The 26670-nt window shown below is 63.4% G+C and carries 23 protein-coding genes; 10 read left to right on the top strand and 13 right to left on the bottom strand.

Translation table 11 applies throughout. The features are described from left to right. Positions 1-20: 20 nt before the first annotated feature. Together WDX12_RS26645 and WDX12_RS26640 are read right to left on the bottom strand one after the other, a co-directional pair. Positions 21-764, bottom strand: coding sequence for an alanyl-tRNA editing protein (locus WDX12_RS26645; RefSeq protein ID WP_434722589.1), 744 nt, complete (start codon positions 762-764; stop codon positions 21-23). Then, entirely contained in the window at positions 764-1798 is a 1035-nt protein-coding gene (locus WDX12_RS26640; RefSeq protein WP_434722588.1) for a cysteine synthase A, read from the bottom strand. Before WDX12_RS26640 ends, WDX12_RS26645 begins: the two co-directional genes overlap by 1 nt. Positions 1799-1989: 191 nt before the next feature. Here WDX12_RS26640 and WDX12_RS26635 point away from each other — a divergent pair, with 191 nt between their 5' ends. Both WDX12_RS26635 and WDX12_RS26630 read left to right on the top strand, forming a co-directional pair. Then, a complete protein-coding gene (locus WDX12_RS26635) occupies positions 1990-2838 on the top strand; it encodes an SDR family oxidoreductase (protein WP_434722587.1) in 849 nt (282 codons plus the stop codon). A 68-nt stretch (positions 2839-2906) separates the two neighbouring features. Next, on the top strand, positions 2907-3896 hold the full coding sequence (locus WDX12_RS26630; protein WP_434722586.1) for an alpha/beta hydrolase: 990 nt from the start codon (positions 2907-2909) through the stop codon (positions 3894-3896). Between the two features lie 85 nt (positions 3897-3981). Here WDX12_RS26630 and WDX12_RS26625 read toward each other — a convergent pair whose 3' ends face one another. Then, positions 3982-5421 carry a DEAD/DEAH box helicase gene (locus WDX12_RS26625; RefSeq protein WP_434722585.1) on the bottom strand — a complete coding sequence of 480 codons (1440 nt, stop codon included), beginning with the start codon at positions 5419-5421 and terminating at the stop codon, positions 3982-3984. 391 nt (positions 5422-5812) lie between these two features. Here WDX12_RS26625 and WDX12_RS26620 point away from each other — a divergent pair, with 391 nt between their 5' ends. Genes WDX12_RS26620 through waaF form a run of 3 tightly spaced genes read left to right on the top strand, consistent with a single transcriptional unit; the run spans position 5813 to position 9386 of the window. Further along, positions 5813-7345, top strand: coding sequence for an acyl-CoA carboxylase subunit beta (locus WDX12_RS26620; protein WP_434722584.1), 1533 nt, complete (start codon positions 5813-5815; stop codon positions 7343-7345). Between the two features lie 19 nt (positions 7346-7364). After that, complete coding sequence (locus WDX12_RS26615) at positions 7365-8306, top strand: glycosyltransferase (protein WP_434722583.1); 942 nt, start codon at positions 7365-7367, stop codon at positions 8304-8306. Between the two features lie 54 nt (positions 8307-8360). Continuing rightward, positions 8361-9386, top strand: coding sequence for a lipopolysaccharide heptosyltransferase II (gene waaF, locus WDX12_RS26610; protein ID WP_434722582.1), 1026 nt, complete (start codon positions 8361-8363; stop codon positions 9384-9386). 73 nt (positions 9387-9459) lie between these two features. Here the strand turns inward: waaF and WDX12_RS26605 are convergent, their stop codons facing one another. Continuing rightward, positions 9460-10977 (bottom strand): NAD(P)H-hydrate dehydratase, encoded by a 1518-nt coding sequence (locus WDX12_RS26605; protein ID WP_434725713.1) that lies wholly within the window; start codon positions 10975-10977, stop codon positions 9460-9462. 350 nt (positions 10978-11327) lie between these two features. Here WDX12_RS26605 and WDX12_RS26600 point away from each other — a divergent pair, with 350 nt between their 5' ends. Together WDX12_RS26600 and glnA are read left to right on the top strand one after the other, a co-directional pair. Continuing rightward, positions 11328-11666 carry a P-II family nitrogen regulator gene (locus WDX12_RS26600; RefSeq protein ID WP_018428041.1) on the top strand — a complete coding sequence of 113 codons (339 nt, stop codon included), beginning with the start codon at positions 11328-11330 and terminating at the stop codon, positions 11664-11666. Between the two features lie 42 nt (positions 11667-11708). After that, positions 11709-13118: a type I glutamate--ammonia ligase gene (glnA, locus tag WDX12_RS26595; RefSeq protein WP_320297955.1), complete on the top strand. Its 1410-nt coding sequence runs from the start codon at positions 11709-11711 to the stop codon at positions 13116-13118. A 149-nt stretch (positions 13119-13267) separates the two neighbouring features. Here glnA and WDX12_RS26590 read toward each other — a convergent pair whose 3' ends face one another. Next, entirely contained in the window at positions 13268-14692 is a 1425-nt protein-coding gene (locus WDX12_RS26590; RefSeq protein ID WP_434722581.1) for an APC family permease, read from the bottom strand. A gap of 146 nt (positions 14693-14838) precedes the next feature. On the opposite strand from WDX12_RS26590, the gene WDX12_RS26585 reads away from it, so the two are divergent. Further along, entirely contained in the window at positions 14839-15441 is a 603-nt protein-coding gene (locus WDX12_RS26585; protein WP_320297957.1) for a TetR/AcrR family transcriptional regulator, read from the top strand. Between the two features lie 44 nt (positions 15442-15485). After that, complete coding sequence (locus WDX12_RS26580; RefSeq protein WP_434722580.1) at positions 15486-16640, top strand: P1 family peptidase; 1155 nt, start codon at positions 15486-15488, stop codon at positions 16638-16640. Positions 16641-16760: 120 nt separating this feature from the next. Here the strand turns inward: WDX12_RS26580 and WDX12_RS26575 are convergent, their stop codons facing one another. Further along, on the bottom strand, positions 16761-17798 hold the full coding sequence (locus WDX12_RS26575) for a glutamine synthetase beta-grasp domain-containing protein (RefSeq protein ID WP_434722579.1): 1038 nt from the start codon (positions 17796-17798) through the stop codon (positions 16761-16763). Between the two features lie 313 nt (positions 17799-18111). On the opposite strand from WDX12_RS26575, the gene WDX12_RS26570 reads away from it, so the two are divergent. After that, positions 18112-18303: a DUF2735 domain-containing protein gene (locus tag WDX12_RS26570; RefSeq protein WP_292223387.1), complete on the top strand. Its 192-nt coding sequence runs from the start codon at positions 18112-18114 to the stop codon at positions 18301-18303. Between the two features lie 82 nt (positions 18304-18385). Here WDX12_RS26570 and WDX12_RS26565 read toward each other — a convergent pair whose 3' ends face one another. The 7 genes from WDX12_RS26565 to WDX12_RS26535 all read right to left on the bottom strand — a co-directional run bounded on the left by WDX12_RS26565 (position 18386) and on the right by WDX12_RS26535 (position 26553). After that, complete coding sequence (locus WDX12_RS26565) at positions 18386-20275, bottom strand: MFS transporter (protein WP_320297961.1); 1890 nt, start codon at positions 20273-20275, stop codon at positions 18386-18388. Positions 20276-20574: 299 nt separating this feature from the next. Then, complete coding sequence (locus tag WDX12_RS26560; RefSeq protein WP_434722578.1) at positions 20575-21366, bottom strand: ATP12 family chaperone protein; 792 nt, start codon at positions 21364-21366, stop codon at positions 20575-20577. A gap of 101 nt (positions 21367-21467) precedes the next feature. Then, on the bottom strand, positions 21468-22343 hold the full coding sequence (locus WDX12_RS26555; protein WP_434725712.1) for a DMT family transporter: 876 nt from the start codon (positions 22341-22343) through the stop codon (positions 21468-21470). A gap of 43 nt (positions 22344-22386) precedes the next feature. Then, entirely contained in the window at positions 22387-23367 is a 981-nt protein-coding gene (locus tag WDX12_RS26550; RefSeq protein WP_434722577.1) for an RluA family pseudouridine synthase, read from the bottom strand. Between the two features lie 107 nt (positions 23368-23474). After that, positions 23475-23840 (bottom strand): DUF779 domain-containing protein, encoded by a 366-nt coding sequence (locus WDX12_RS26545; RefSeq protein ID WP_434722576.1) that lies wholly within the window; start codon positions 23838-23840, stop codon positions 23475-23477. Between the two features lie 64 nt (positions 23841-23904). After that, positions 23905-25422, bottom strand: a complete 1518-nt coding sequence (gene adh, locus WDX12_RS26540) for an aldehyde dehydrogenase (RefSeq protein ID WP_320297965.1) — start codon at positions 25420-25422, stop codon at positions 23905-23907. A 162-nt stretch (positions 25423-25584) separates the two neighbouring features. Next, complete coding sequence (locus WDX12_RS26535; RefSeq protein ID WP_320297966.1) at positions 25585-26553, bottom strand: helix-turn-helix domain-containing protein; 969 nt, start codon at positions 26551-26553, stop codon at positions 25585-25587. Positions 26554-26670 lie beyond the last annotated feature (117 nt).

Here is a 26670-nt window from a genome sequence, read left to right as displayed (position 1 = left end):
ATGCTCGATCTCTTTGAGCGTCAATTCGCCGGCATCGGTCCGAAGCGGATGCGGAAGCGCCGGTTCTCGCGGCCTTTCTTCTCGATCTTGCCGATGTGGATCTCACCGACCTCGCCAGTCGACTTCACATGCGTGCCGCCGCATGGCTGGCTGTCGATCGCGCCATTGTCGCCAATGCAGACCAGGCGGATCTTGCCAGTGCCGACAGGCGGCCGCACGTTCTTCGATTTGACCAGGCCGGGATTGGCGGCGAGCTCCTCGTCAGTGATCAGCCGGGTGAAGATCGGATGGTCGGCGCGCACCAGTTCCATCAGCCTTGCGGTCACATCCTCCTTGCTGAAGCCGGCGTCGGGGATGTCGAAGTCGACGCGGCTGTCATCCTCGGCGACCGCTGCTCCGGTGATCGGAAACGGACAGACCACGGTCAGCAGGTGACAGGCGGAATGCATGCGCATCAAAAGGTGCCGCCGCTCCCAGTCGATCAAGAGCTTCAGCCTTTCGCCGACAGCGGGCAGCGCCTGCTCCGGTGCCGGCACATGGATGATCTCATCCTTGGTCTCGCCGGTGATGGTGGCGGCAATCGCAATGCGGCCGCCGTCGGTCCGCTCGAACATGCCGATATCGCCCGGCTGCCCGCCGGACGTTGCATAGAAGATCGTCCGGTCGAGGAGGATGCCGCCACGGTCGTTGATCGCGACGACCTCGGCCTCGGCCGTCTTCTGATAGGCGTCGTCGCGAAACAGCGCCTCGGTCTTATGCGCCATCACGCCACCTTTTCGAACGGCACGGAAATGTCGGCCTTTTCTTCCATCCAGCCCGGCACCGGAAGGTTCTTGCTACGCAGGAATTCCGGATTGAAGAGCTTGGACTGGTAGCGCGTGCCGTAGTCGGCAAGGATTGTCACGATGGTATGGCCAGGTCCGAGCTCGCGCGCCAACCGGATGGCGCCGGCGATGTTGATGCCGGTCGAACCACCGACGCAGAGCCCCTCCTCCTGGATCAGGTCGAAGATGATCGGCAACGCTTCCTCGTCCGGGATCTGGTAGGAGAAATCCGGCGTGAAGCCTTCGAGATTGGCGGTGATGCGGCCCTGGCCGATACCCTCGGTGATCGAGTTGCCATCCGATTTCAGTTCGCCGCTGGTGTAGAAACTGTAGAGCGCGGCGCCCAGCGGATCGGCGAGCGCGATCTTGACGTCCTTGCTCTTGCCTTTGAGCCCGAGCGCGACACCGGCGAGCGTGCCGCCGGAGCCTACGGCCGAGACAAAGCCGTCGATCTTGCCACCGGTCTGGGCCCAGATTTCCTGCGCGGTCGTGCGGACATGGCCATCGCGGTTGGCGACATTGTCGAACTGGTTGGCCCAGATCGCGCCGTTGGGTTCGGAGCGCGCCAGTTGCTCGGCAAGGCGGCCCGACAGTTTTATGTAATTGTTGGCGTTCTTGTAGGGCACGGCCGGCACCTCGATCAGCTCCGCGCCCAGAATCTTGATCACGTCCTTCTTTTCCTGGCTCTGCGTGTCAGGAATGACGATCACGGTGCGGTAGCCGAGCGCCTTCGCGACCAGCGTCAGGCCGATGCCGGTGTTGCCGGCAGTGCCTTCGACGATAAGCCCGCCGGGCTTCAGGAGCCCACGCTGTTCGGCATCGCGGATGATGAACAGGCCCGCCCGATCCTTCACCGATTGCCCTGGATTCATGAACTCGGCCTTGCCGAGGATCTCGCAACCGGTCGCTTCCGAGGCCTTGTTGAGCCGGATCAGGGGCGTGTTGCCGATCGCTTCGATCACAGAACGGGGCATGCGAGATTCCTTCATGTGTGCGGCGAGACCCTAAAAACCGGACGCCGCGGTTTCAAGGCAAGATTTTGCCTGGTCCAGTCGCATTCCGGATGGTGCAATGCTCGCGATCATTTCAACGTCAGGTGCAAAACCGCTCTTTTCAACCGATTTCTCCACCGCTAGAGCAAACCAGAACATTCGCAGGACATCCCATGGCACTTTACCGGGCCAATCCGAAAGACGGTGTCGCCTGGATCACGGGCGGAAGCAGTGGCCTTGGCCGGGCGTTGGCCAAGGATCTCGCCAATCAAGGCTATGCCGTCGCGGTGACGTCGCTGCCGGAAGATCCGGCCGACACGCTGATCGTCGAAACGGCGCAGATGTCGGGACATGTGAAGTCCTTTCCCTGCGACGTGACCGACGAACATGGCATGGCGCGCACGGCCGCCGCCATCGAACAGCAGATGGGGCCCATCGTGCTTGCCGTCTTCAACGCCGGCAACTACATCGCCACCCCGGGCGAGAACCTGGTGGTGCGCGATTTCCATCGCTCCTTCGCCGTGAACTATTTCGGCATCGTCAACGGCGTGGTGCCCGTCGTCGAGCATATGCGCGTGCGCGGACGCGGCCATGTCGTCCTGGTCGGATCGGTCACCGCCTATTCCGGTTGGCCGACCACGGCAGCCTATGGCGGCACCAAGGCCGCGATCAACATCCTGGCGGAGTCGCTGAAATACGACTTCGACAAGATGAATATCCGCGTCCAGGTCATCAATCCGGGTTTCATCGACACGCCGCTGACCGAAAAGAACAAGCTGCCGATGCCGGGCCTCATGCCCGTGCATCGCGCGTCACGCCGCATGGCGCGCGGCATCAGGAAGGGCAGTTTCGAAGTCACCTTCCCGTACCACATAAGCTGGCCGTTGAAGCTGCTTGGCCTGCTGCCGCGGCCGATCGGCCGCTTCGTCATCGGGCTCACGACCCACTGGTGGGCGCGGCCGTTGCATTTCGATCGCAGGCAGCTCGGCGAAAAAGGTCCATCCCGCGACAAGGCGGTATAAGCCGGCGAACGGCGATTGCCTGTCGGCAGGTACGGCCATAGGTTGAGAATCATTGCTTGGAGACTGTAATGGGGCGGCGGATCGTGCTTGCGGTGCTTGGCCTTGCAGTCGTCCTGGTAGCCGGTTTCTTCCTTGGTCCGCGCGTGCCGGTCGACACAACAATCCGGTTCAATCCGTCGGCGATCGGCGACGATCCGCAGGCCTATCTGGCGCACGAAGAGGCTGCCGTCCCCAACATCCGCGAAGGTCTCGACAAGGAGATCATCTGGGCAAACCCGATGGTCCATGCCAAGACGCCCCTGGCCATCGTCTATATCCATGGCTTCTCCGCCACGAAGGGCGAGGTTCGCCCCTTGCCGGACGACGTTGCGGATGAACTGGACGCCAACCTCTTCTACACGCGGCTGACCGGCCACGGCCAGGACGGCGCGGCGATGGCGCAGGGCAGCGTCAATGCATGGATCAACGACTATGAGGAGGCCTTGGCCATCGGCCGCGCCATCGGCGACAAGGTGATCGTCATCGGGACCTCGACTGGCGGCTCGCTGGCGGCATGGGCCGCAACCCAACCGGGCGCTTCGGACGGCGTCGCCGCGATCGCGTTCATCTCACCCAATTTCGGCGTCAAGGCCTCCGGTGCCGAGTTGCTGACCATGCCCTGGGGCCGGCAGCTCGCCGAGCTTGTTGGCGGCAAGGAGCGCAGTTTCCCGGCGCGCAACGCGCTTCACGAAAAATTCTGGACCACCAGATACCCCATGAAAGCAGTGCTGCCGATGGCCGCGCTCACCGAGCTCGCCTATGCCGCGCCTGTCGAGAAGGCGACGATCCCTGCCCTGTTCATCTTCTCGGATTCCGACAAGGTGGTGCGGCCCGACCGTACCCGCGAGATCGCCGGGCGCTGGGGCGGTCCGCACGAGCTGGTGCCGGTCGACGACACCGGCGATCCGGACAATCACGTCATTGCCGGCGATGTGCTGTCGCCGCAGACTACGGCCTTTCTTACCCAGCGTATCGTGGTGTGGGTGAAGGCGCTGATGCAGCAACAGTCAAGTCAGTGAAGTCGGGCCAGTGAAATCGACACGGTGAAATGAAAACGGCCGGAGCGATGCTCCGGCCGTTTCTGTTCCTGTGGTCCTGCTGGGCTCAAGCAGCCCGGGTCGCCGGACGCTTGCCACCGAAGCGGCGCTTGTTGTTGCCCTTGAAGCGCTTGAAGCCGTCAGGCTTGCTCGAGCCATTCGGCTTGGCGGCAGCCGGGCGTTCGCCATGCGGCTTCGGAGCGCGTTCGCCCTGCGGCTTACCGCCGAAGCGCTTGTTGTCGCCACCGTTGCCGGGGCGGCGGCCATCGCGACGGGCGCCGTGATGCTCGCGGTCGTTGGCCGGTTCGAAATGACGATCGGTCTTTTCCCTGGGGTCGCGCTGCGGATCCGCGCTGCCGAGATGGTCTGCGACGACCGGCAGCTTCATGCGGATGATGCGCTCGACCTGCCGCAACTTGGCATTTTCCGAGGGATCGCACAGCGTGATCGCAATACCGTCCCTGCCGTTGCGGCCGGTGCGGCCGATGCGATGGACATAGCTTTCCGCTTCGTCCGGCAGGTCGAAATTCACGACATGGCTGATGCCGGGCACGTCGATGCCGCGCGCCGCGATATCGGTCGCGACCAGGATGCGAACCGAGCCGTCGCGGAAATCATTGAGCGCCTTCTGACGGGCATTCTGCGATTTGTTGCCATGGATCACGGCAGCCTTGAAGCCGTCGCGATCGAGGTCCTTGGTCACCCGGTCGGCGCCGTGCTTGGTGCGCGAAAAGATGATGACGGACTTCATCGCCTCGTCCGCGAGCATCTTGGACAGTACCTGGCGCTTCTGCTTGGTGCGGGCAAGGATCAGGCTCTGCACGATCTCGGCCGCCGCCGTGCTCTGCGGCGCGACTTCGACGCGGATCGGATTCTTCAACAGGCCCTTTGCCAGTTCAGCGATTTCGTTCGGCATGGTCGCCGAGAACAGCACCGTCTGGCGGTCCGGCGCGGTCGCCTTGGCGATGCGCTTGACGTCGTTGATGAAGCCCATGTCGAGCATGCGGTCGCCTTCGTCCAGCACCAGCCATTTGGTGTCGGCGAGGATGAGGTCGCCCTCGCGCACCAGGTCGGTCAGGCGGCCGGGCGTGGCGATCAGAATGTCGACGCCGGGGGCAACCTTCTTGACCTGGCTGAAGCGCGAGACGCCGCCAAGCACCAGCGCGGTCGAGACATGCGCGCCCTTGGCCAAGATCTTGATGGTGTCCTCGATCTGCACGGCGAGCTCGCGGGTCGGCGCCAGAATCAACGCACGCGCCGTCTTCGGCCGGCGCTTGGTGCCGAGGCCGATGATCTTCGACAGGATCGGCAGTGCAAAGGCCGCTGTCTTGCCCGAGCCGGTCTGGGCGATGCCGAAAATGTCACGGCCCTCCATCTGAGGCGGGATCGCCTGCGTCTGGATCGGCTTCGGATCAGTGAAGCCGGCCGCGTGGGTCGCCTTGAGCAGCGCACCCGATATTCCAAGTGCCGCGAAACCGTTCAGTTCCGCATTGTTTTCGTTGGTCAAAATAATCTTCTTTCACGCGGCTTCTGGCCGCAAACATCGATGCCGGCAGGGCGCAATCTGCCGTCGAATAAATTGTCATGGAACGACAAGGCGGCGGACATGATTGTCCGCGCGGCTGCGCTGTCGTGCCCGCAGGCATCATGCCACGGGGCTTTTTCGCCAGCTTGCCGATCGACCTGGGCCGATTTGCCGGAAAGAGGGAAAACAGACGCAACCAGTCTCATTCGTCGAGAAGGCCGGATATCCCGGCCCAAGCGCCTATACCGCCGCATATGGCCCAGTTCGCTGTGAAATGCAAGGGCGTCATGTTGCAATGCAGCAAAACAAGGGTGCTTGCGCTGCCCTGCCCCCGCCATTACCACACATCACTTATCCGTTTTGGGGACTGGCGATGAAAGACGTGCTGAAGGAACTCGAGCGCCGCCGCGAGACTGCCCGCATGGGCGGCGGCAAGGACCGCATCGAGGCGCAGCACAAGAAGGGCAAGCTCACCGCGCGCGAGCGTATCGAGATCTTCCTCGACGAGGGCTCGTTCGAGGAGTTCGACATGTATGTCGAGCACCGGTCGACCGATTTCGGCATGGAGAAGACCAAGATCGCCGGCGACGGCGTCGTCACCGGCTGGGGCACCGTCAACGGGCGCCCGGTCTATATCTTCGCCAAGGATTTCACCGTGTTCGGCGGCTCGCTGTCGGAGGCGCATGCCGAAAAGGTCATCAAGGTCCAGGAGATGGCGCTGCGCAATCGCGCGCCGATCATCGGCCTCTACGATGCCGGCGGCGCGCGCATCCAGGAAGGCGTGGCGGCGCTCGGCGGCTACGCCGAGATCTTCCAGCGCAACGTGCTCGCCTCCGGCGTCATCCCGCAGATTTCGCTGATCATGGGGCCTTGCGCCGGTGGCGACGTCTACTCGCCCGCCATGACCGATTTCATCTTCATGGTGCGCGACACCTCCTACATGTTCGTCACCGGGCCGGACGTGGTGAAGACGGTGACCAACGAGACGGTGACCGCCGAAAGCCTCGGCGGCGCGTCCGTCCACACCACCAAATCCTCCATCGCCGATGGCGCCTATGACAACGACGTCGAGGCGCTTCTGCAGATGCGCCGGCTTGTCGATTTGTTGCCGGCATCCAACACGGCCGAGATTCCCGAGATCGAGTGCTACCAGTCGGTCACGGATCACGACATGTCACTCGACCGGTTGATTCCAGACAATGCCAACAAACCTTATGACATCAAGGAACTGATCCTGAAGGTCGCCGACGAAGGCGATTTCTTCGAGATCCAGCAGAGTTTTGCCAAGAACATCGTCACTGGCTTCGGCCGTGTCGAGGGCCGCACGGTGGGCTTCGTCGCCAACCAGCCGATGGTGCTGGCGGGTGTGCTCGATTCCGACGCCAGCCGCAAGGCGGCGCGCTTCGTGCGCTTCTGCGATTGTTTTTCGATTCCGATCGTCACCTTCGTCGACGTGCCGGGTTTCCTGCCGGGCACCGCACAGGAATATGGCGGGCTGATCAAGCATGGCGCCAAGCTGCTCTTTGCCTATGCCGAGGCGACCGTGCCGAAGATCACCGTCATCACCCGCAAGGCCTATGGCGGCGCCTATGACGTGATGGCGTCGAAGCACCTGCGCGGCGACATGAACTATGCCTGGCCGACGGCGCAGATCGCGGTGATGGGCGCCCGGGGCGCGGTCGAGATCATCTATCGCAAGGATATCGGCGATCCTGAGAAAATTGCTGCCCATACAAGGACTTACGAGGATCGCTTCCTGTCGCCGTTCGTCGCCGCCGAACGCGGCTATGTCGACGAGGTGATCATGCCGCATTCGACCCGGCGCCGTATCGCGCGGGCGTTGCGCATGTTGCGCAACAAGGACATGCAGAACCCCTGGAAGAAGCACGACAACATCCCGCTGTGACAAGCTGCACCGACAAGAAATGCGGATAACCCTTGCAGCCCAGAGCCTGATTCCGGCCAAGGGCTATGGCGGAACGCAGCGCCAGGTCGAATGGCTGGTCACCGAACTGGTCAGGCTCGGACACCACGTCGTCCTGATTGCCGCGCCGGGATCGTCGCATCCGATGTGCGAAGTGCGGCATGCGGTCAGCGACGCCGAATGCCGGGCTGCGATCCCGCAGGATACCGAGATCGTCAACCTCCATGCCTGGAAGGTCGAAGTCCCCTTCCCGACACTCAACACCGAACACGGCCATCTTCCGGACTATCCGCGGCCGCAGTCCAACTGGAACTTCCTCAGCGCCCGCCATGCCGAACTGCATGGGCGCAAAACCTTCGTCTATAACGGGTTTCCGGTCGACGCCTACCGGCTGGCGCCCTCGAAGAACGACCACCTCTTCTTCATGGCGGCCATCGCGCGCGCCGGAAAGGGGCTGAACCGGGCGGTGCACTTGGCGAAGAAATTCGACTTCACGCTCGATATCGCCGGCGGGTCGCGCTGGAAGCTGCTTGGCCGCAGCAAAACCCGCCGCGAAGGCGTCTTCTTCAAGAGCCTTTCGGCTCGGTATCGCTTTCACGGCATGGTCGATGGCCGGGATAAGTTGCGCCTGCTGGGTGAATCGAAGGCATTCCTCAACCCGATCTCCTGGGAGGAGCCGTTCGGCATGGCGCAGGTCGAGGCCATGCTGTGCGGCACGCCCGTGCTCACCACACCGCGCGGCGCGCTCGTGGAGACCGTCGATGCCGATACCGGCCGCTTCTTCGAGAGCGACGAGGAGTTCGGGCGCGGTCTTGCCGAGATTGGAAGTCTGTCGGCACAACGATGCCGCCAGTCGGCTGCCGACAGGTTCCCGATCGAGAAGACGGCGAAGGCCTATCTGGAACTCTATGCCCGCATCCTTGATGGCGAAGCGCTTCCGTGACAAATCACCGTCATGTCCGCTTTTGGCGGTTGTTCCGGATCGAAAAGGTAGCGCTTGTTGCGTCCCATCCTCGTCTTCTGCTTGCCGGCGATCGGTGACTTCATCCGCTGCCACTCGGCAATCCAGGTCCTTGCCGAAAGGTTTCCCGGGCATCCGATCGACGTCGCCACTTCGCCACTCGCCGCCCCGCTGGCGCGGCTGATGCCGCATATTCGCAAGACCTGGCTCGTCGAGAAACACTGGAAGCCCGGGCTGAAAGAACGGGCAGGTCTGGCGCGTGAGCTTCGCAAGGAGAATTACCAGGCAGCCTATATGCTTACCAGCAGCACTAAGGCGGCGCTTGTACCATGGCTGGCCGGCATACCTGAGCGCATCGGCTATCCGCGGGAATTCCAGTTCGGCATCATCAACCGCCTGCCCACCGGCTGGCTGAAGAGTTTCGTGGCTTTCGGTCCGCGCAAGACGAGATTGTTCGAGCAAGTCTGCGCGATCGCGATGCTGGGCGAGAAGCCTGCCGACGGCATGCAGCTTCCTGCACCGAAAATGACGGTTTCGGCTGAGGAGCTTTCGGATTGGCGTGCCCGGCAAGGCATCGATCCGGCTAGGCCGGCGCTGGCGCTCTACACCTCGGCTTTCACCAATTTCCGCTCATGGCCGGCGGAGCGTTTCATCTCGGTAGCGAAGGATCATGCCCGGCGCGGCTGGTCGGTCTGGCTCATCGGCGGCCCGCGGGAACGCGAGGCCGCCGCCCAGATCCGGGCTGCGCTTCCGGAGGCGATCGATTTCACCTCGACGCCCGATATCACCGACGCCATGTGCCAGATCGCCGCCTCGACCGTCTTCCTCGGCGTTGATGGCGGGCTTTGCCATGCCGCCGCTGCCCTGGGCGGGCCATGCGTGCTTATCTTCGGATCGAACCGGTCCTATGAGACCGGCCCGGTGAACGACCATGTGCGTTATCTCGAGCCGCCAATTTCGACGCCGAGCTGGGTCCAGGATACACGCGGTGTCAGCGAGGAACGCGTTCTTGCGGCTTTGGCCGACGCCGTGACGCAGCCGCGCCTCAGGCAGGAGCCCTGACCTATTCTTCGGCGGCCGCACCGAAACCAGCTTCATCTTTCTCGGCCAAACCGCCGGGACATGGCCAGCCGTTTCATCGGGCAGCGCTCCCGGTCAGCTCGCGAAGAACCGGTACAATCGCCAGAGGCAAGTCTTCTGCAATCAAACCCGGTCCAAAACGGCTGCCGGCCTCGGCATGGATCCAGACCCCGGCGCATGCCGCTTCGAAGGCCGGCATGCCTTGCGCGAGAAGTCCGGCAATGATGCCCGCCAACACGTCGCCCGAGCCGGCGGTGGCGAGCCATGGCGCGCCATTTCCGTTGATCGCGGCGCGGCCGTCCGGCGAAGCGATCACGCTGTCGGCGCCCTTATAGACGATCACGGCGCTGGCGCGCCGCGCGGCTTCGCGCGCCTTCGCCAGCTTCGACAGCGCCGTGTCGGCGGCAATGTCGGCAAACAGCCTGCCGAACTCGCCCTCATGCGGCGTCATGATCAGCGCCGGCGCGTCCGGCCTGCCGGCTGCCTCGAACAGTGTCGCGGTCGCGTTGCGGAAAGACGTGATGCCGTCGGCGTCGAGCACAAGTCCCTCAACAGCGCCGTCCTGGCGGTTTTTGGCGAGCATGGCGAGCGTGAAATCGCGTGCCTTGTCACCTATGCCGAAGCCGGGACCGAGGACGAAGCTCGACGGCCGGCGATCGCCGATAAGGTCGTGCACGTCTTCGACCGCGTCGACCTTGCGCAGCATGATCGAGGTCAGATGCGCCGCGTTGACGTGCATGGCGTTCGCCGGCGAGAGCACGGTGACGGCCCCTGCCCCGCTTCTAGCTGCCGCAAGCGCCGAAAGGCGCGCCGCGCCCGTCGCGGATGGTCCGCCCGAAAAGACGCTCGTGTGGCCGCGCTTGTATTTGTGCGCGTCGACGGCCGGCGCGGGAAAGGTTGCGATCCAAAGCCCAGGCCGGTTCTCGAAGGTCCGCGGCGCAACCTGGTCGATGATCTCTTCGCGAATGCCGATGTCGGCCAACACGATCTCGCCGCATCGCTCGCGGCCAGGCAGAAGCAGATGCCCAGGCTTCTTTCGCGCGAAGGTCACCGTGACGACCGCGCGAAAAGCCGAGCCGAGGACTTCGCCGCTGTCGCCGGAAACGCCCGAAGGCAGGTCGATCGCGACAACCGGCAGGTTCATCCCCGTCACGATGTCGACCGCACCCTTGGCGTCGCCGGAGAGCGGCTTCGACAGACCTGCGCCATAGATCGCGTCGACAACCAGCGAGCCAGCTTCCGCGGCGAAAGCCGAAAGCGGATGCCGCTCCAGTGTGCAGTCAGCCGCCGCAAGCGCGGCGTCGCTGCCTGTCCGCGGTTCGCCCAATGCCCACAGCGACACGTCGACGCCTGCCTCGGCCAGCAAGCGCGCCACGACATAACCGTCGCCGCCATTGTTGCCGGGGCCGCATAGCACGTGGACCCTCATCGCGCCGGGATAGCGCGCCAGCACGATCGCCGCGACCGCCTCGCCGGCACGTTGCATCAATCCATAGCCGTCGAGCGGTCCGGCCGCGATTGCCAGCCGGTCTGCCTCGGCCATTTCGGCCGGCGATAGAAGTTCATTGCGCATGGGATTGCCGATCTTCATGCGATCAAGCATTGTCCAGTTTTCGGTTCGAAGCAAACCATCGCGACCGCGGCACTATCTTGCACATGCGGTCGCATCCGGGAGGGGTTTCTGCCTGCAAATTGCGCTGTCTGCCCATTTTTTGCGCAGACGTGAGGAGGGGCGATGTATAGGGTTTGGGCGTCCATGACGCATCCGATGCAGCGGATGACGCTATTTTGCATCCGGATGCGGCATGGGCTCGAAAACGCCCCTCGCCGCCTGCGCTCCTCAGGATTGGCACGGTTCGTGCTTGATGGAGGCGCAAGCGGGGCACACAACCCGTCTTCTTGGCAGTGGAGGCCACTTTTTACATGAAAAAGATCGAAGCGATCATCAAGCCATTCAAGCTGGACGAAGTGAAGGAAGCGCTTCAGGAGGCCGGACTGCAAGGCATCACCGTCACCGAAGCCAAGGGTTTCGGCCGCCAGAAGGGGCATACCGAGCTTTATCGCGGCGCCGAATATGTCGTCGACTTCCTGCCCAAGGTAAAGATCGAAGTGGTGCTCGGCGACGAGGCCGTGGAAGGCGCCATCGAGGCCATCCGCAAGGCGGCGCAGACCGGCCGCATCGGCGATGGAAAAATCTTCGTCTCCAACATAGAGGAAGTCGTGCGCATCCGTACCGGCGAGACCGGCATCGACGCCATCTGACCTTCAACCATTCCAGACGTCATCACACAGGGAAGAAATGACATGACGACAGCCAAAGACATCATGAAGCAGATCAAGGACAACGACGTGAAATTCGTCGACCTGCGCTTCACCGATCCGCGGGGCAAGCTGCAGCATGTGACGATGGATGTCGTCGAGGTCGAGGAAGACATGTTCGCCGACGGCGTCATGTTCGACGGCTCCTCGATCGCCGGCTGGAAGGCGATCAACGAGTCCGACATGGTGCTGATGCCGGACACGGATACCGTCCACATGGATCCGTTCTTCGCCCAGTCGACCATGGTCATCCTGTGCGACATCCTCGATCCGGTCTCGGGCGAGGCCTACAACCGCGATCCGCGCGGCACCGCCAAGAAGGCCGAGGCCTATATGAAGTCGGAAGGCATTGGCGACACCATCTATGTCGGCCCGGAAGCCGAGTTCTTCGTGTTCGACGACGTCAAGTATAAGGCCGACCCGTACAATACCGGTTTCCGCCTCGACTCGACCGAACTGCCCTCCAACGACGACACCGACTACGAGACCGGCAATCTCGGCCACCGTCCGCGCATCAAGGGCGGCTATTTCCCGGTGCCGCCGATCGACTCCTGCCAGGACATGCGTTCGGAAATGCTGACTGTGCTCGCCGAAATGGGCGTGCGGGTCGAAAAGCATCACCATGAGGTCGCCGCCGCCCAGCACGAGCTCGGCATCAAGTTCGACACGCTGGTGCGCAACGCCGACAAGATGCTGATCTACAAGTATGTCGTGCACCAGGTCGCCAACGCCTACGGCAAGACGGCCACCTTCATGCCGAAGCCGGTGTTCGGCGACAACGGCTCGGGCATGCATGTCCACCAGTCGATCTGGAAGGGCGGCAAGCCGACCTTCGCCGGCAACGAATACGCCGGCCTGTCGGAGAGCTGCCTCTATTATATCGGCGGCATCATCAAGCACGCCAAGGCGATCAACGCCTTCACCAACCCGCTCACCAACTCCTACAAGCGTCTGGTGCCGGGTTACGAAGCGCCGGTGCTGCTCGCTTATTCGGCGCGCAACCGTTCGGCTTCCTGCCGCATTCCGTTCGGCAACTCGCCGAAGTCGAAGCGCGTCGAGGTCCGCTTCCCCGATCCGGGCGCGAACCCCTATCTCGGCTTCGCCGCCATGCTGATGGCCGGCCTCGACGGCATCAAGAACAAGATCCACCCGGGACAGCCGATGGACAAGGATCTCTATGATCTGCCGCCGAAGGAGCTGAAGAAGATCCCGACCGTCTGCGGCTCGCTGCGCGAAGCGCTGCAGAGCCTCGACAAGGACCGCGGCTTCCTGAAGGCCGGCGGCGTCTTCGACGACGATCAGATCGACTCCTATATCGAGCTCAAGATGGCCGAGGTCATGCGCTTCGAAATGACCCCGCATCCGGTCGAGTACGACATGTACTATTCGGTCTAAGTTTCTGATCGGACGCTGAAATCAAGTCCCTGGAGGTAACCGCCTCCAGGGACTTTTCATTTTGGAAATAGGCTCAGGCGCCTCAGGGCAAAAAAGAACCCCGGCATTCGCCGGGGTTCTCGCATGGATAGGTGTCGGAGGGCTGACGCCTATCCCGCAAGCTCGTCGGGTCCGTGCAGCGTCCAGTCGGCGCGGCGCGCCAGGAACAGCAGGAAATAGATAGCGGCGGCGGCCATGATCGCCAGCGTCGCGATCAGGCTCGGGCGCCCGAAGGCGGCGTCGAGCCAGTTCTGATAGGCGACGTAGACCAGCGCCACGAAGGCGAGGATCGCCGGCACCGGGAAGAACGGCATGCGATAGTGGCCGCCCGAGGTGGTGCCGCTGCGACGGCCGGCGAAGACGGCGACGCACAGCAGCGCGTAGATCACAACCAGCGACGTGCCGCTGACCACGAGCAGCAGGTTGAGATCGATGAAGCAGGCGAGTGCGGCCAGCACCACCACCACGATGGTGGCAATCCATGGCGAGGCGTAAGTGCCGTGGACGGACGCGACCGCGCTGTTGATGGGCCCGAACCATGTCTTGTCGCGACCGGAGCTGAACAGAAGCCGCGCCGCCTGCAGGATGATGGCGATGACGGCGTTGAAGATGGCCACCGCAATCGCCAGGCTGATCGCCACCGTCAGCCAATGGCCGCCGCGCGCCTCGAGGAAATATTCGATCTTCTGGGGTGCAGAGAGCAGGCCGACGAGATCCGGCGCGCCGAGCAGCACCGCGGTCAGCGGGATGAGCTCGGCGGCGACCGTGATCACCAGCGCCCAGAGCACCACCTTGCCGATGTTGCGCTTGGCGTCGTGGGTTTCCTCGCCGAAATAGGCGGCCGCGCCATAGCCATTATAGGCGAACAGCGAGACAGCGGTGGACGCCAGGATGATGGCGGCCGAGGCCGGAACCAGGGTGTTGGTCGTTGCGTCGAGCAATTGCGGCGCACTGAACAGGCTGGAAAGCGGCCTCTCGACATGGGTGAAACCAAGGCCGGTCAGGATCAGCAGCGCCAGCATCTCGATGCCGAGGAAGATGCCGGTGACGAAGGCGTTGAGCTTGATGCGCATGGCGGCGACAGCGCCGGCCAGGATGATCGTGACCACGCCCACCCATTGCGGGCTGAGATTGGGAATGAGGACGCCGAGATAGGTGCCGACGCCGAGCGCGATGACGGCGACGATGAGCACGATCGACACGAAGACCAGCACCAGCGTGACGAAGCCCCAGAAGCGCCCGAGTGTACGGCCGATCATGGTGTATTCGCCGCCGGCCATCGGGTAGGCCGAGGAAAGCTCGGCATAGACGAAGGCCATGAACAGGCCGATGACCGCCGCGATCACGAAACTCAGGAACGAGCCGGTGCCGGCCAGCGCGATGACGCCCGGCACGATGATGAAGACGGATGATGCCGGCGTCACCGCCGATAGCACGATCATCAGCGTGCCCAGTGCGTTCAGCGCCCGGTCGAGACCCTTGGCGCCAGGCGCGGCCTTGTCGGCGGTCGCGGTAGTGGCTTCGTTTGTGGACATCGTCCTCCCCTTTTTTTAATTGGATAAAAATTACTATCCGTAGCGGAAGCTATCTGTGTCCACACATAGCGTCAACAAATATGCGATATGCCGGCTTGCAAAAATCAACAGGCCAGTTTTTATTGAATCATATTCAGGGAAATGAAATGGGCAGACCCAAGACACAGACCGATCGCCGCCTGACGCTGGTCGCGGCAGCAGAATCGATGATAGCCAAACGCGGCCTCGCCGGCGTCACCTTGCGCGACGTCGCCAACGAGGCCGGCATGAGCTCGAGCGCCCTGCTCTATTACTATCCCGGCCTCAAGGAGCTTCTGGACGACGTGCAGACGAAGGCGGTCGAGCGCTTCTGCACGCAGCGCGCCGCAGCGGTCGCGGCAATCGTCGATCCCCGGCTGCGCCTGAAAACGATGCTCGACAGCGGCCTGCCGACCGATCCGGACGACCAGCTTTGCCGGCTTCTGCTGGAGCTCGGCGCCTATTCGCGCTCGGACGCCAGCTACGCCGCCCGACATATCACGCTGTTCGAGCGCCAGGTGGCGATCTATGTCGGCATCCTCGAGGCGGGTGCTGCCACCGGCGTCTTCAAGCTGAAAGCGGCGAGCGAAGTCATCGCCCGCGGTCTCGTCGTCCTGGAGGACGGGCTCGGCCTCCACCTCGTCAATGTCGTGCCGGCTGTCGACCACGCCTCGGCGATGGCGATCCTCACCGGTTACGCCGAACTCGCGACCGGCTGCAGCCTTCGCTGAGCCGGCTTTCATCAACGGAGCATTTCTCAGCCATGGATCAACGAATGGAACCGACCACCACGCCGGCCGGCAAGACGCGCGCCCGCGGCCTCGGGATTCCGCTGTCGGGCACGCCGGGACCTGCCAATGCCATCACCGATGTCGATGGCGTGCTCGTAGGCTATTCGACGCTGATCAAAGGTGAAGGCAAGCTCAGCCTCGGGCATGGGCCGGTCCGCACCGGCGTTACCGCTATCCTACCGCTCGGCCGCGATGGCATCGGTGCGGCTCTGGCTGCCGGCTATCATTCGTTCAACGGCAATGGCGAGATGACCGGCGCTTCATGGCTGGAAGAGGCTGGGAGCCTCTCCATGCCGATCCTGATCACCAACACGCATGCGGTCGGCCCCTGCCATCGCGGCGTCATCGACTGGGTGGCACGCAACAAGCCCGAGGTGGCGAACCAGTGGCTGCTGCCAGTGGTGGCCGAAACCTGGGACGGCTATCTCAACGACATCAACGGCTCGCATGTCACCGTTGACCACGCGATCGAGGCGATCGAGAACGCGGCCGCAGGCGCCATCGAGGAAGGATCGGTCGGCGGCGGCACTGGCATGAACTGCTACGCGTTCAAGGGCGGCTCCGGCAGCGCTTCGCGGATCGTCGATTATGGCCACCGCGCCTACACGGTCGGCGTCTTCCTGCAGGCCAATTTCGGCTCGCGCCAGGAGATCAGCATCGCCGGCGTTCCACTTGGGCACGAGCTTGCCGCCGACAATCCGATGGAAGCCTATTTCAGCGGCAGACCGACGGGCGCCGGCTCCTGCATCGGCATCGTCGCCACCGACGCGCCGCTGCTGCCTGGGCAGTGCAAGGCGCTGGCGCGGCGGGTGCCGCTCGGGCTGGCGCGCACCGGCACTGCCGGCTCGCATTTTTCCGGCGACATCTTCCTCGCTTTGTCGACCGCCAACCCGGATGCGCTCAATGGCCGCTTTCCCAAGGGCGCTCCAGGCGAGGAGAGCTACAGTCACATGGATTTCATCCCCTGGGGCCGCATGGACGATTTCTACACGGCCGTGGTGCAGGCGACAGAGGAGGCGGTGCTCAACGCGCTGGTCGCCAACTCCGATATGGTCGGCCGCGACGGCAACCGCACGCCTGCCCTGCCGCATGCCAAGGTGGTGGCGGCGCTCAAATCGCGTGGTGTGATTGCCGGCTGACGGCAGCGGGCGGAGCTCTCTCGCCGGCAATTACCATGCAAAAGGCCCTCGGCGGAGAACGCCGGGGGCCTTTCACTATTGAATCCCATCTGGCGCAGACGAGGCCCGCGCAACGAGAAATCAGGCGGCAGCCGAAACGGCTGCGGTCGAAACCTCGGAGATCGTCTTCAGGACCTGCGAGGCGATCTGGTAGGGGTCGCCCTGCGAGTTCGGGCGACGGTCTTCCAGATAGCCCTTGTAGTCGTTCTTGACGAAGGAGTGCGGCACGCGGATCGAAGCGCCGCGGTCGGCGACGCCGTAGCTGAACTTGTTCCACGGCGCGGTTTCGTGCTTGCCGGTCAGGCGCTTGTCGTTGTCCGGGCCGTAGACGGCGATGTGATCCATCAGGTTCTTGTCGAACTGCGCCATCAGCGCCTCGAAATACGCCTTGCCGCCGACTTCGCGCATGTAGGTGGTGGAGAAGTTGCAGTGCATGCCCGAACCGTTCCAGTCCGTGTCGCCGAGCGGCTTGCAGTGGAACTCGATGTCGATGCCGTATTGCTCGGTCAAGCGCAGCAGCAGGTAGCGGGCCATCCACATCTGGTCGGCGGCCTTCTTGGAGCCCTTGCCGAAGATCTGGAATTCCCACTGGCCCTTCGCCACTTCGGCGTTGATGCCTTCATGATTGATGCCGGCGGCGAGGCAGAGGTCGAGATGCTCCTCGACGATCTTGCGAGCGACATCGCCGACATTCTTGTAGCCGACGCCGGTGTAATACGGGCCCTGCGGCGCCGGGTAGCCGCTCTCAGGGAAGCCGAGCGGACGGCCGTCCTTGTAGAAGAAATACTCCTGCTCGAAGCCGAACCAGGCGCCCTCGTCGTCGAGGATGGTGGCGCGCTTGTTGGAGACATGCGGCGTCACGCCATCGGGCATCATGACTTCGCACATGACCAGCGCGCCATTGGTGCGGGCCGGATCCGGGTAGACCGCGACAGGCTTCAGCACGCAGTCGGAGCTGTGGCCCTCGGCCTGGTTGGTGGACGAGCCATCGAAGCCCCACAGCGGCAGCTGCTCCAGCTTCGGGAATTCGGCGAATTCCTTGATCTGGGTCTTGCCACGCAGGCTGGGGGTCGGGACGTATCCGTCGAGCCAGATATACTCGAGCTTGTATTTGGTCATTCCAGTGCCTCTCGTTGCTTGGGCGCCGCAAGTGAGCGGCGTCAACGCATGGCCGGGCTTGCCGACCTGCCGATGGTTAAAAAGCAATTCGTATGCCATTCCGCCTTCGGCGGGTGCGGCAAAATGATCATTGCAAGGCGTTGATTTTGCTCAGCCGTCTCAACACTGCGCCCGGATCGCTCAATCGATATTTCTGCACAAATATTTGGCAAATAATGATCTTTTTGTAGTCATATTGCCTAAATGAATCGCATGACCTATCTTGCCTGGTAAGTTGAATCGGCAAGTCCCTGGACAAGCAAGGAGGTCGCCAATGCAAGTCATGCAATCGCGCCCGTCAGCAAAAATCCTGATGTTCCCGCTGGCAGGGCGGAAGTCTGCCTCAAATTTAGGCGCCAAGGCCAAATTCGCGGCAGAGCTTGCAACGCTTCGCGGCGAGCATGCCGATTTCGACGGCTGGTACCACGAAGCGGCCGTCGAGGAAGAAAATCAGCGCAAGAGCTGATCCGCCTCTTTGAGTTCCATGAACGGAAAAGCCCGGCGCGATCGCTCGCGCCGGGCTTTCTGTTTGAGCGGATTGACTGATATCAGTCCTTGGCGTTCAGGTCGGTGCCGAGCGTATCCCTGACGAAGATCAAGCCGATGATGAGCGACATCGCCGCGATGATCACCGGGTACCAGAGACCGTAATAGATATCACCCTTGTAGGCGCTCAGTGCGAACACCGTCGCCGGCAGCAGACCGCCGAACCAGCCGTTGCCGATATGGTAAGGCAGCGACATGCCGGTGTAGCGGATGCGGGTCGGGAACATCTCGACCAGGATCGCGGCGATCGGCCCGTAGACCATGGTGACGAACAGCACCAGGATGAACAGGATGCCGATCGTCACCGGCCAGTTGATGGCGGCAGGATCGGCGGTCATGGCGAAGGCGCCGCCGGCCGGGATGTTGTAGACGGTGACTTCCGGCGCGCCGGCTACCTCGTCCTTGGTCAAGAGCTTGTCGGCGATCGCCTTGTCGACCGGAACCGTGGTCTTCTCGCCGCCACGGATGGCCGCGGCGTCGAGCTTCAGTTCGGGATTGGCCGCGATAAAGGCGTCGAGCTTCTGGTCCGGCACCTTGGCCGCGGCGCGTTTCAGCGGATAGCCGCCGTCCCGCAGCGACATGTTCACCGCCTTCTGGAAGGCCGCCTCCTTGGCCTTGGCCTGATCGCCGGCGGCGACGGCGTCGTAGGAGTCGACCGTCTCGTTGCCGATCTTGACCGTGGCAGCCGTGCCAGGTGCTGCCGTGGTCACCACGTCATACGGCACCGAGTTCTTGGTCAGGAACGAAGTCGCGATATCGCAGGATGTCGTGAACTTCGCCGTGCCGACCGGGTTGAACTGGAACTTGCAGTCGCCGGGCGCGGCCGTCACCGTCGCGCGGGTGTTCTGCTGCGCGGTGGCCAGAGCCGGGTTGGCAGCCCAGGTCAGCGCCTTGAACAGCGGGAAGGTGCACACGATGCCCAAAGCAAGGCCGGCCATGATGATCGGCTTGCGGCCGATCTTGTCGGACAGCCAGCCGAACACGACGAAGAAGATAGAACCGATCGCCAGCGCAATCGCGATCATGATGTTGACCGACTGCGCTTCGACCTTCAGCACGTTGGTGAGGAAGAAAAGCGCATAGAACTGACCATTGTACCAGATCACGGCCTGGCCGGCGGTGAGGCCAAGCAGCGCCAGCAGCGCGATCTTGGCGTTCTTCCACTGGCCGAAGGCTTCCGACAGCGGCGCCTTGGATCCCTTTCCCTCATCCTTCATGCGCTGGAAGGTCGGCGACTCCGAGAGCGACAGCCGGATCCAGATCGAGACGGCGAGCAGCGCGAAAGAAACGATGAAGGGAATGCGCCAGCCCCAGGCGGCGTAGGTTTCCTTGCTGAGCGAGCCCTGTACGATCAGGATGATGATCAGCGACAGGAACAGGCCGAGCGTCGCCGTGGTCTGGATCCAGGACGTGTAGTAGCCGCGGCGGTCGTCCGGCGCATGTTCGGCGACATAGGTCGCGGCGCCGCCATATTCGCCGCCGAGCGCCAGGCCCTGCAGCATGCGCAGCCCGATCAGGATCACCGGTGCAGCAATGCCCCAACTGGCGTAGCCGGGCAGCAGGCCGACCAGGAAGGTCGACAGGCCCATGATCGTCATGGTGACGAGGAAGGTGTATTTGCGGCCGACGAGATCGCCGATGCGGCCGAACACCAGCGCGCCGAACGGACGCACGAGGAAGCCTGCGGCAAAAGCCAGCAGCGCAAAGATGTTGCGCGTCGCTTCCGGGATCGCCGGACTGAAAAAGGTCGAGCCGATGAAGGCGGCGAGCGAGCCGTAAAGATAGAAATCATACCACTCGAAAACGGTGCCGAGCGAGGAAGCGAAGATGACCTTCTTCTCCTCCCGCGTCATGCCGCGGCTGGTTCTGCCGGCGGTCGATGCCATTGCCATTGATAAATCCTCCCGTGAGATCCCGTCTGTCCTCGGTGGCTGCGCGCCACCGTCCTCCGAACGCGGACTCAAAACGCAGCCAACGAAGCAAAAAATGACAGAAAGGGCGGGCCAAAGGCACCGCGACAATGGGATTATGACTTTGGTATTAGGTGCGCTGCGAAAGCGATGCCGCGCGCGGAGTGTCTCGGCTGCGGGGAGCGCCGATCCACTCCAGGTTTTTGTTTTACGCAATTCCGGACGGAAGGCTACGGCGAAGGCGCCGGGCCCAACCGCAGCGCACTTTTCCTGGCATTGCTCTAGCCTTGCAGCGCCTCGAGCAGGCTGACCGCCGCCATCATGTCGCGGTTGCGGGCCGAGCGGCGCGCCAGGGCCTCCGCATCCTGGCCCCAATGCTCGATCTGCCAGTCCTCGTCGACATGGGCAGCAAGCCAAGCTTCCTCGCCGTCGAGCTCGCCGAAATCGACGGCCAGCGCCAGCAGCGCCGAACCGGTCAGGGACGTCATGACGTGGATGGCGGCCAGCCGCATCGGCTCGGCACGCTGGCCAAGATGCGCGCCGAGGATGGCGATCGCCTCGCGCGGCTGCTCGACATGGATGACGCCTTCGGCAAGGTTGAAGCGTGCGCCAAGGCTGCCCCGCGCCCAGTCGAGCACCGGGTCCCAGAGCTTGTTCTGGCGATCGACCAGCCCTTGTGGACCGTCCGCCCGGTAGCACAAAAGATCGGACGAGGCGAAGCGCAGCACATCCTCCAGCACTGCCTGCGGATCGGAGGCGACGCCGTCGATGGCGGTGTTGACGAGCCGCATGACAGGCATCGTCACGGGATCGATGACCTCGGTCTGCGCGCTGAATTCATCGGCCACGAGCGCGGCTGCCTTTTCGGTCGGGAGCACCATCACGGCTTTGCCAGGCGTGCGCACCGACCGGCCGTCCAGATGAACGGCAAAACCATTCTCGACGGGAGCCACCGAAACGGCCTTGTAGAAGCGCTTCGGCAATGGCGTCTTCATCTGGATCTGGGCGCGTCGCACCGGATCGGGATCGGACAACAGCTTTCCGGCTTCGAGGTCTTCGAGGATGTCGCGCATGCCGAACTCCTTAAAACAATTCCAGGAAAAGTGTGAAGCGGTTTTCCATCCGGAATTGCGTCAAAGCAAAGAGATAGACAGCTAGCCGTCCGGCGGGCTGTCTACGGTGCGGGCTGCCTGCGCGCCGGGCGGTTGACGATGATCAATCCCGCGGCGATCAGGCCGAGCGCCAGGATTATCCTGACTGTCGGCGGCTCGCCCAACAGCACCGCGCCGCACAGGACGCCGAACACCGGCGACAGGAAGGCGAAGCTCGACAGACCGGCGGCCGGATAGCGCGTGAGCAGCCAGAACCACAACACATAGGTGAAGGCAACGATATAGAAAGACTGGAAGAGCAGCGCCAGTGTCGGCAAGGCGGCAACCGCGCGGATCGGCGGGCCGGCGAAGGGTATCACCAGCAGGCCGACGACAGTTGCACCCGCAAGCTGATAGAGCAGAAGCTTTTCGGCGTTGGTTTCCACCAGTTTCGACCGCTTTATGGAGATACTGGTCGCCGCCCAGAGAATGCCCGAGCCGAGACTGAGCAGATCACCCGTCAGCGTCGCGTCGCGGCCGGCTGCGATGCCGTCGGAGAAAACCGCCGCAAGGCCGCAGAAAGCGAGAACAAGCCCTCCGAGCTTGCGCGCGTTGATGCGCTCACCAAGCAGGAAATGGCCGCCGATCAGCACCCAGAACGGCATGGTGTTGACCAACAGCGTGTTGCGGGCAACGGTCGTGTGCTCGAGCCCGATATAAAGGCACAGGAACTCAACACCGAAGAGCGCGCCGACGACGATGCCGGCAACCAGCGTCCCGTCCCTTTCGAACAGCTTGATGCCGCGCAGCCGGCACCAGCCAAGCACACAGGCTCCCCCGATGAGCGAACGCGCGATCGAGACGAAGACAGGGTCGTAACCTGCATAGGAGATCTTGGCGGCGACGTAGTTCAGGCCCCAGGAAAAGGTCAGCCCGACCATGATGGCAGCCGCGGCCATGTCGACTGCATCGCGACGGTCCAGTGCCGAGGCGATAGCCAAGTCAGTCCTCCGCGCTGGCGTCGTCGAAGCCGATCAGGTTCCAGCTCTGCCGCATATGCGGCGGCAGCGGCGCCGTGACGTCGATGACGCCCTGGTCCGGGTGCGGGATGATAATGCGGCGCGCGTGCAGGTGCAGGCGGTTTTGAATGCCACCCGGAAAATCCCAGTTGGTATCGGCCTCGAAATATTTGGGGTCGCCGATGATCGGGCAACCTATGTAGGCGGCGTGAACGCGCAGCTGGTGGGTGCGGCCGGTATAGGGCTCCATCTCCAGCCAGGTCATCGTCTGCGCTGCCTGCTCGATGACACGATAGTAGGAGACGGCATGGTCGGCGCCCTTCTCGCCATGCGCGGCCACACGCACGCGGTCGCCATCCTCCGTCGGCTCCTTGATCAGCCAGGTCGAGATCTTGTCCTCGCGCTTGGGCGGCACGCCCTTGACCAGCGCCCAATAGGTCTTCTTGGTCTCGCGCGCCCGGAACGCTTCCGAAAGCTTCATCGCGGCAAGACGGGTGCGGGCAACGACCAGCACCCCGGACGTGTCGCGGTCGAGACGGTGGACAAGCCGCGGTTTCTCGCCCTTCTGGTTGCGCCAGGCCTCCAGCATGTCGTCGACATTGCGGGTGACGCCGGAGCCGCCCTGCACGGCCAGGCCGGCCGGCTTGTTGAAGACGAAGACTTTCGGGTCCTCGTGCAACAGCATCTTGGCGAGCACGTCGGCATCGCCCTGGTTGCGGATCGAGTGGCCGGTGAGAGGTGCATCGCCCTTCTTGTCGACGTCGAGCGGCGGAACGCGGACGGACTGGCCGGGTTCGACGCGCGTGTCGGCCTTCACCCGGCCGCCATCGACGCGGATCTGGCCGGACCGAAGCAGTTTCTGCAGGTGGCCGAAGCCGAGGCCCGGATAATGGACCTTGAACCACCGGTCGAGCCGCATGCCCGCCTCGCCGGCCTCAACCGTGATCTGTTCAACACCTGCCATGGATACGCTTTTCCGTTTGAAAGCGGCGCCATAGCACTAAGGCGAGCGGGTTGCGAGCCAAAGACCCAAGAAAGCCTGACGATTACCCCAATCGTCGCGCTGTTCGCTCAGTTGCCGGAAGATGGCGGCAGGACGGCGCAGATGGTCGAACGCGTCAGGAACCGTTTCTCGCGGCCATTGTCGAGCGAGAACATGCCGCCCCTGCCCTTCACCACATCGATGATCAGGTCGGTGTGCTTCCACGCCTCGAATTGCGCGGCGCTGATATAGACCGGCGTGTCGACGATCTCGCCGAGCTGCACATCATTGTCGCCGATCATGAACTCTGCGCGCGGGTAGCACATCGGCGAGGAGCCGTCGCAGCAACCGCCGGACTGGTGGAACAGAACCGGGCCGTGATCTGCGATGATCTCGGCCAGCAGCGCCTTAGCCTCCGGCGTGGCCGACACTTTGCCCAACGAAGCGTTGCCCATAGAATCCTCCTCCGAATGACGGGAGAGCGCGGGTGAGCCGCGCCCTCCCTTCGCCCTGGGAGGATCAGAAGAAGCCGAGCTTCTTGGGGCTGTAGCTGACCAGCATGTTCTTGGTCTGCTGGTAGTGGTCGAGCATCATCTTGTGCGTCTCGCGGCCGATGCCGGACTGCTTGTAGCCACCGAAGGCGGCATGCGCCGGATAGGCATGATAGCAGTTGGTCCACACGCGTCCGGCCTGGATGGCGCGGCCGAAGCGGTAGCAGCGGTTCGCGTCGCGGCTCCAGATGCCGGCGCCCAGTCCGTAGAGCGTGTCGTTGGCGATCGACAGCGCCTCGTCATCGTCCTTGAAGGTCGTCACGGACACGACGGGGCCAAAGATCTCCTCCTGGAAGATGCGCATCTTGTTGTTGCCCTTGAACACGGTCGGCTTGACGTAGTAGCCACCGGCAAGATCGCCAGGCAGATGGGCTTGCTCGCCGCCTGTCAGCACTTCGGCGCCTTCCTGGCGGCCGATGTCGAAGTAGGACAGGATCTTTTCCAGCTGCTCGCTCGATGCCTGCGCGCCGATCATGGTGGCGGGATCGAGCGGATCGCCCTGGACGATCGCCTCGACGCGCTTCAGCGCGCGCTCGATGAACTTGTCGTAGATCTTCTCATGCACCAGCGCGCGGCTCGGGCATGTGCAGACCTCGCCCTGGTTGAGCGCGAACATGACGAAGCCCTCGATCGCCTTATCGAAGAAATCGTCGTCTTCCGCCGTCACGTCCTGGAAGAAGATGTTGGGCGACTTGCCGCCAAGTTCGAGCGTCACCGGAATGAGGTTCTGGCTGGCATATTGCGAAATCAGCCGGCCCGTCGTGGTCTCCCCGGTGAAGGCGATCTTGGCGATGCGGTTCGACGAAGCGAGCGGCTTGCCGGCCTCCAGGCCGAAGCCGTTGACGATGTTGAGCACGCCTTCGGGCAGAAGGTCGCCGATCAGGTCGGCCCACAGCATGATCGTCGCCGGTGTCTGCTCGGCGGGTTTCAGCACCACGCAGTTGCCGGCGGCAAGCGCCGGCGCCAGCTTCCACACCGCCATCAGCAGCGGGAAGTTCCACGGGATGATCTGGCCGACGACGCCGAGCGGCTCGTGGAAGTGGTAGGCGACGGTGTCGTGGTCGATCTCGGAGATCGAGCCCTCCTGGCTGCGCAGCACACCGGCGAAATAGCGGAAATGGTCGATGGCTAAGGGAAGGTCCGCCGCGGTCGTCTCGCGGATCGGCTTGCCGTTGTCCCAGGTCTCGGCGAGCGCCAGCAGGTCGAGGTTGTCCTCCATCCGGTCGGCGATGCGGTTGAGGATCAGCGCGCGGGCCGCTGGACTGGTCTTGCCCCAGGCATCCTTGGCCTTGTGCGCAGCATCGAGCGCCGCCTCGACGTCCGTTGCATCCGAGCGGGCGATCTCGCCCAGCGGGCGACCGGTGACCGGCGAGATGTTTTCGAAATATCTGCCGGCGTGCGGCGCCATCCACTTGCCGCCGATAAAGTTGTCGTAGCGCTTGGCGAAAGGAACCTTGGCCGTACGCGAAAATTCCACCTTGTTCATCACTTCCTCCCAAAGAAGCACGCCGCGGGATGCGGCGCGTCAGGAGGAAAGGGTCGCGGATAGTCTTCGGTTTGTCAGCCCATGGTGGGGCGATCATGGCCGCCAAGTGTCGCAGAACTGCGACAGGTCATTTCACTTAAATGAAAGGTCAGGTCCGGGAAATCAATGCGGGCGCCGGATGGCGAAACGTGCGAGCTTGCGATGCAGTGTCGCGCGCGAAATGCCGAGGTTTTGGGCCGCCGCCGAGACATTGCCGCCGGCGCGCGCCAGTGCCCGCTGCAGCACGCTGCGCTCCGCGTCGTCGAGGTCTTCGGCACCCTTCGCAGGATCGCCAAGGACATCGGCAGCCAGCAATCCCTTGGCCAGCGTTTCGCGCGTTATGCCGAGCGCCAGGCGCGCGGAGCGCGTGGCACCGATCACCAGATCATCCGAGTCGACCGCGATCAGCGCGCCCGTGCTGCGCTCGCCAAGCGGCGCAAGAAGGATGCGGGCATTCGCGAACGCCAGCCGGAAATTCTCCGCCTCGATCCGGCGGGCGGCATCGCCGACCGCAATGGCGATGAGCTGGACGAAGCCTTCGGTAAGGTCCGAGCGGCAGGACGACACGTCGAGCGCGGCCGCCAGATTGCCTTCGTGGTCGTAGACCGGCGCCGTGGTGCAGCTGAGCAGCGTGTTGCGCGAAAAGAAGTGCTGGTCGCGGTGGATGGTCAGTGCCCGTTGGTCGGCAATGCAGGTGCCGATCCCATTGGTGCCCTCGCTCTCCTCGCTCCAGACCGTGCCGGTCCATAGACCCCATTCATCGAATGTTTCATCGTCGGCAACCGCCCCCCTGCGCTCGAGCGGGATGCCGTCGCGGTCTGCCATCATCACGCAGCAGCCGACACCGCCGACGGCGAGGTACAGTCGATTGAGGCTCCCTTCGGCGGCGCGGACGAGTTGTTCGGTGCGCTGCCTCGCAAGCCGCAGTTCGCCTTCAGTCAATCGCCTGGGTGCCTTCCGTTCGGCCGGGTCGAGACCGTGTAGCTGGAGTGATCGTCGCCAGGAGGCGATCAGCGCCGAATGGGCCGCATCGCTCTTAGCGATCGATGCCTCGATAAAATCCGCATGACCGGCTGCTTGCAGTCCGCCCAACGCTATCCTCCCGGCGAGCAGAACCTCCCTCTGCTCCGTCGCCATATTCGCCAGAACATTTCCGACGCCACAGCTGCCCGGCCCTTTTATAGAACCGCTGGCCGCAACAGGTATTTG

The sequence above is a fragment of the Mesorhizobium sp. RIZ17 genome, from assembly GCF_051127865.1.
Lineage (GTDB): Bacteria > Pseudomonadota > Alphaproteobacteria > Rhizobiales > Rhizobiaceae > Mesorhizobium > Mesorhizobium humile.
This window is presented reverse-complemented; position numbering and strand designations above follow the sequence as displayed.

Coding starts and splice junctions, on each gene's coding strand:
- WDX12_RS26645 (WP_434722589.1), bottom strand. CDS start 764: ATGGCGCATAAGACCGAGGCGCTGTTTCGCGACGACGCCTATCAGAAG.
- WDX12_RS26640 (WP_434722588.1), bottom strand. CDS start 1,798: ATGCCCCGTTCTGTGATCGAAGCGATCGGCAACACGCCCCTGATCCGG.
- WDX12_RS26635 (WP_434722587.1), top strand. CDS start 1,990: ATGGCACTTTACCGGGCCAATCCGAAAGACGGTGTCGCCTGGATCACG.
- WDX12_RS26630 (WP_434722586.1), top strand. CDS start 2,907: ATGGGGCGGCGGATCGTGCTTGCGGTGCTTGGCCTTGCAGTCGTCCTG.
- WDX12_RS26620 (WP_434722584.1), top strand. CDS start 5,813: ATGAAAGACGTGCTGAAGGAACTCGAGCGCCGCCGCGAGACTGCCCGC.
- WDX12_RS26615 (WP_434722583.1), top strand. CDS start 7,365: ATGCGGATAACCCTTGCAGCCCAGAGCCTGATTCCGGCCAAGGGCTAT.
- WDX12_RS26605 (WP_434725713.1), bottom strand. CDS start 10,977: ATGCGCAATGAACTTCTATCGCCGGCCGAAATGGCCGAGGCAGACCGG.
- WDX12_RS26600 (WP_018428041.1), top strand. CDS start 11,328: ATGAAAAAGATCGAAGCGATCATCAAGCCATTCAAGCTGGACGAAGTG.
- glnA (WP_320297955.1), top strand. CDS start 11,709: ATGACGACAGCCAAAGACATCATGAAGCAGATCAAGGACAACGACGTG.
- WDX12_RS26590 (WP_434722581.1), bottom strand. CDS start 14,692: ATGTCCACAAACGAAGCCACTACCGCGACCGCCGACAAGGCCGCGCCT.
- WDX12_RS26585 (WP_320297957.1), top strand. CDS start 14,839: ATGGGCAGACCCAAGACACAGACCGATCGCCGCCTGACGCTGGTCGCG.
- WDX12_RS26580 (WP_434722580.1), top strand. CDS start 15,486: ATGGAACCGACCACCACGCCGGCCGGCAAGACGCGCGCCCGCGGCCTC.
- WDX12_RS26575 (WP_434722579.1), bottom strand. CDS start 17,798: ATGACCAAATACAAGCTCGAGTATATCTGGCTCGACGGATACGTCCCG.
- WDX12_RS26570 (WP_292223387.1), top strand. CDS start 18,112: ATGCAAGTCATGCAATCGCGCCCGTCAGCAAAAATCCTGATGTTCCCG.
- WDX12_RS26565 (WP_320297961.1), bottom strand. CDS start 20,275: ATGGCAATGGCATCGACCGCCGGCAGAACCAGCCGCGGCATGACGCGG.
- WDX12_RS26560 (WP_434722578.1), bottom strand. CDS start 21,366: ATGCGCGACATCCTCGAAGACCTCGAAGCCGGAAAGCTGTTGTCCGAT.
- WDX12_RS26555 (WP_434725712.1), bottom strand. CDS start 22,343: ATGGCCGCGGCTGCCATCATGGTCGGGCTGACCTTTTCCTGGGGCCTG.
- WDX12_RS26550 (WP_434722577.1), bottom strand. CDS start 23,367: ATGGCAGGTGTTGAACAGATCACGGTTGAGGCCGGCGAGGCGGGCATG.
- WDX12_RS26545 (WP_434722576.1), bottom strand. CDS start 23,840: ATGGGCAACGCTTCGTTGGGCAAAGTGTCGGCCACGCCGGAGGCTAAG.
- adh (WP_320297965.1), bottom strand. CDS start 25,422: ATGAACAAGGTGGAATTTTCGCGTACGGCCAAGGTTCCTTTCGCCAAG.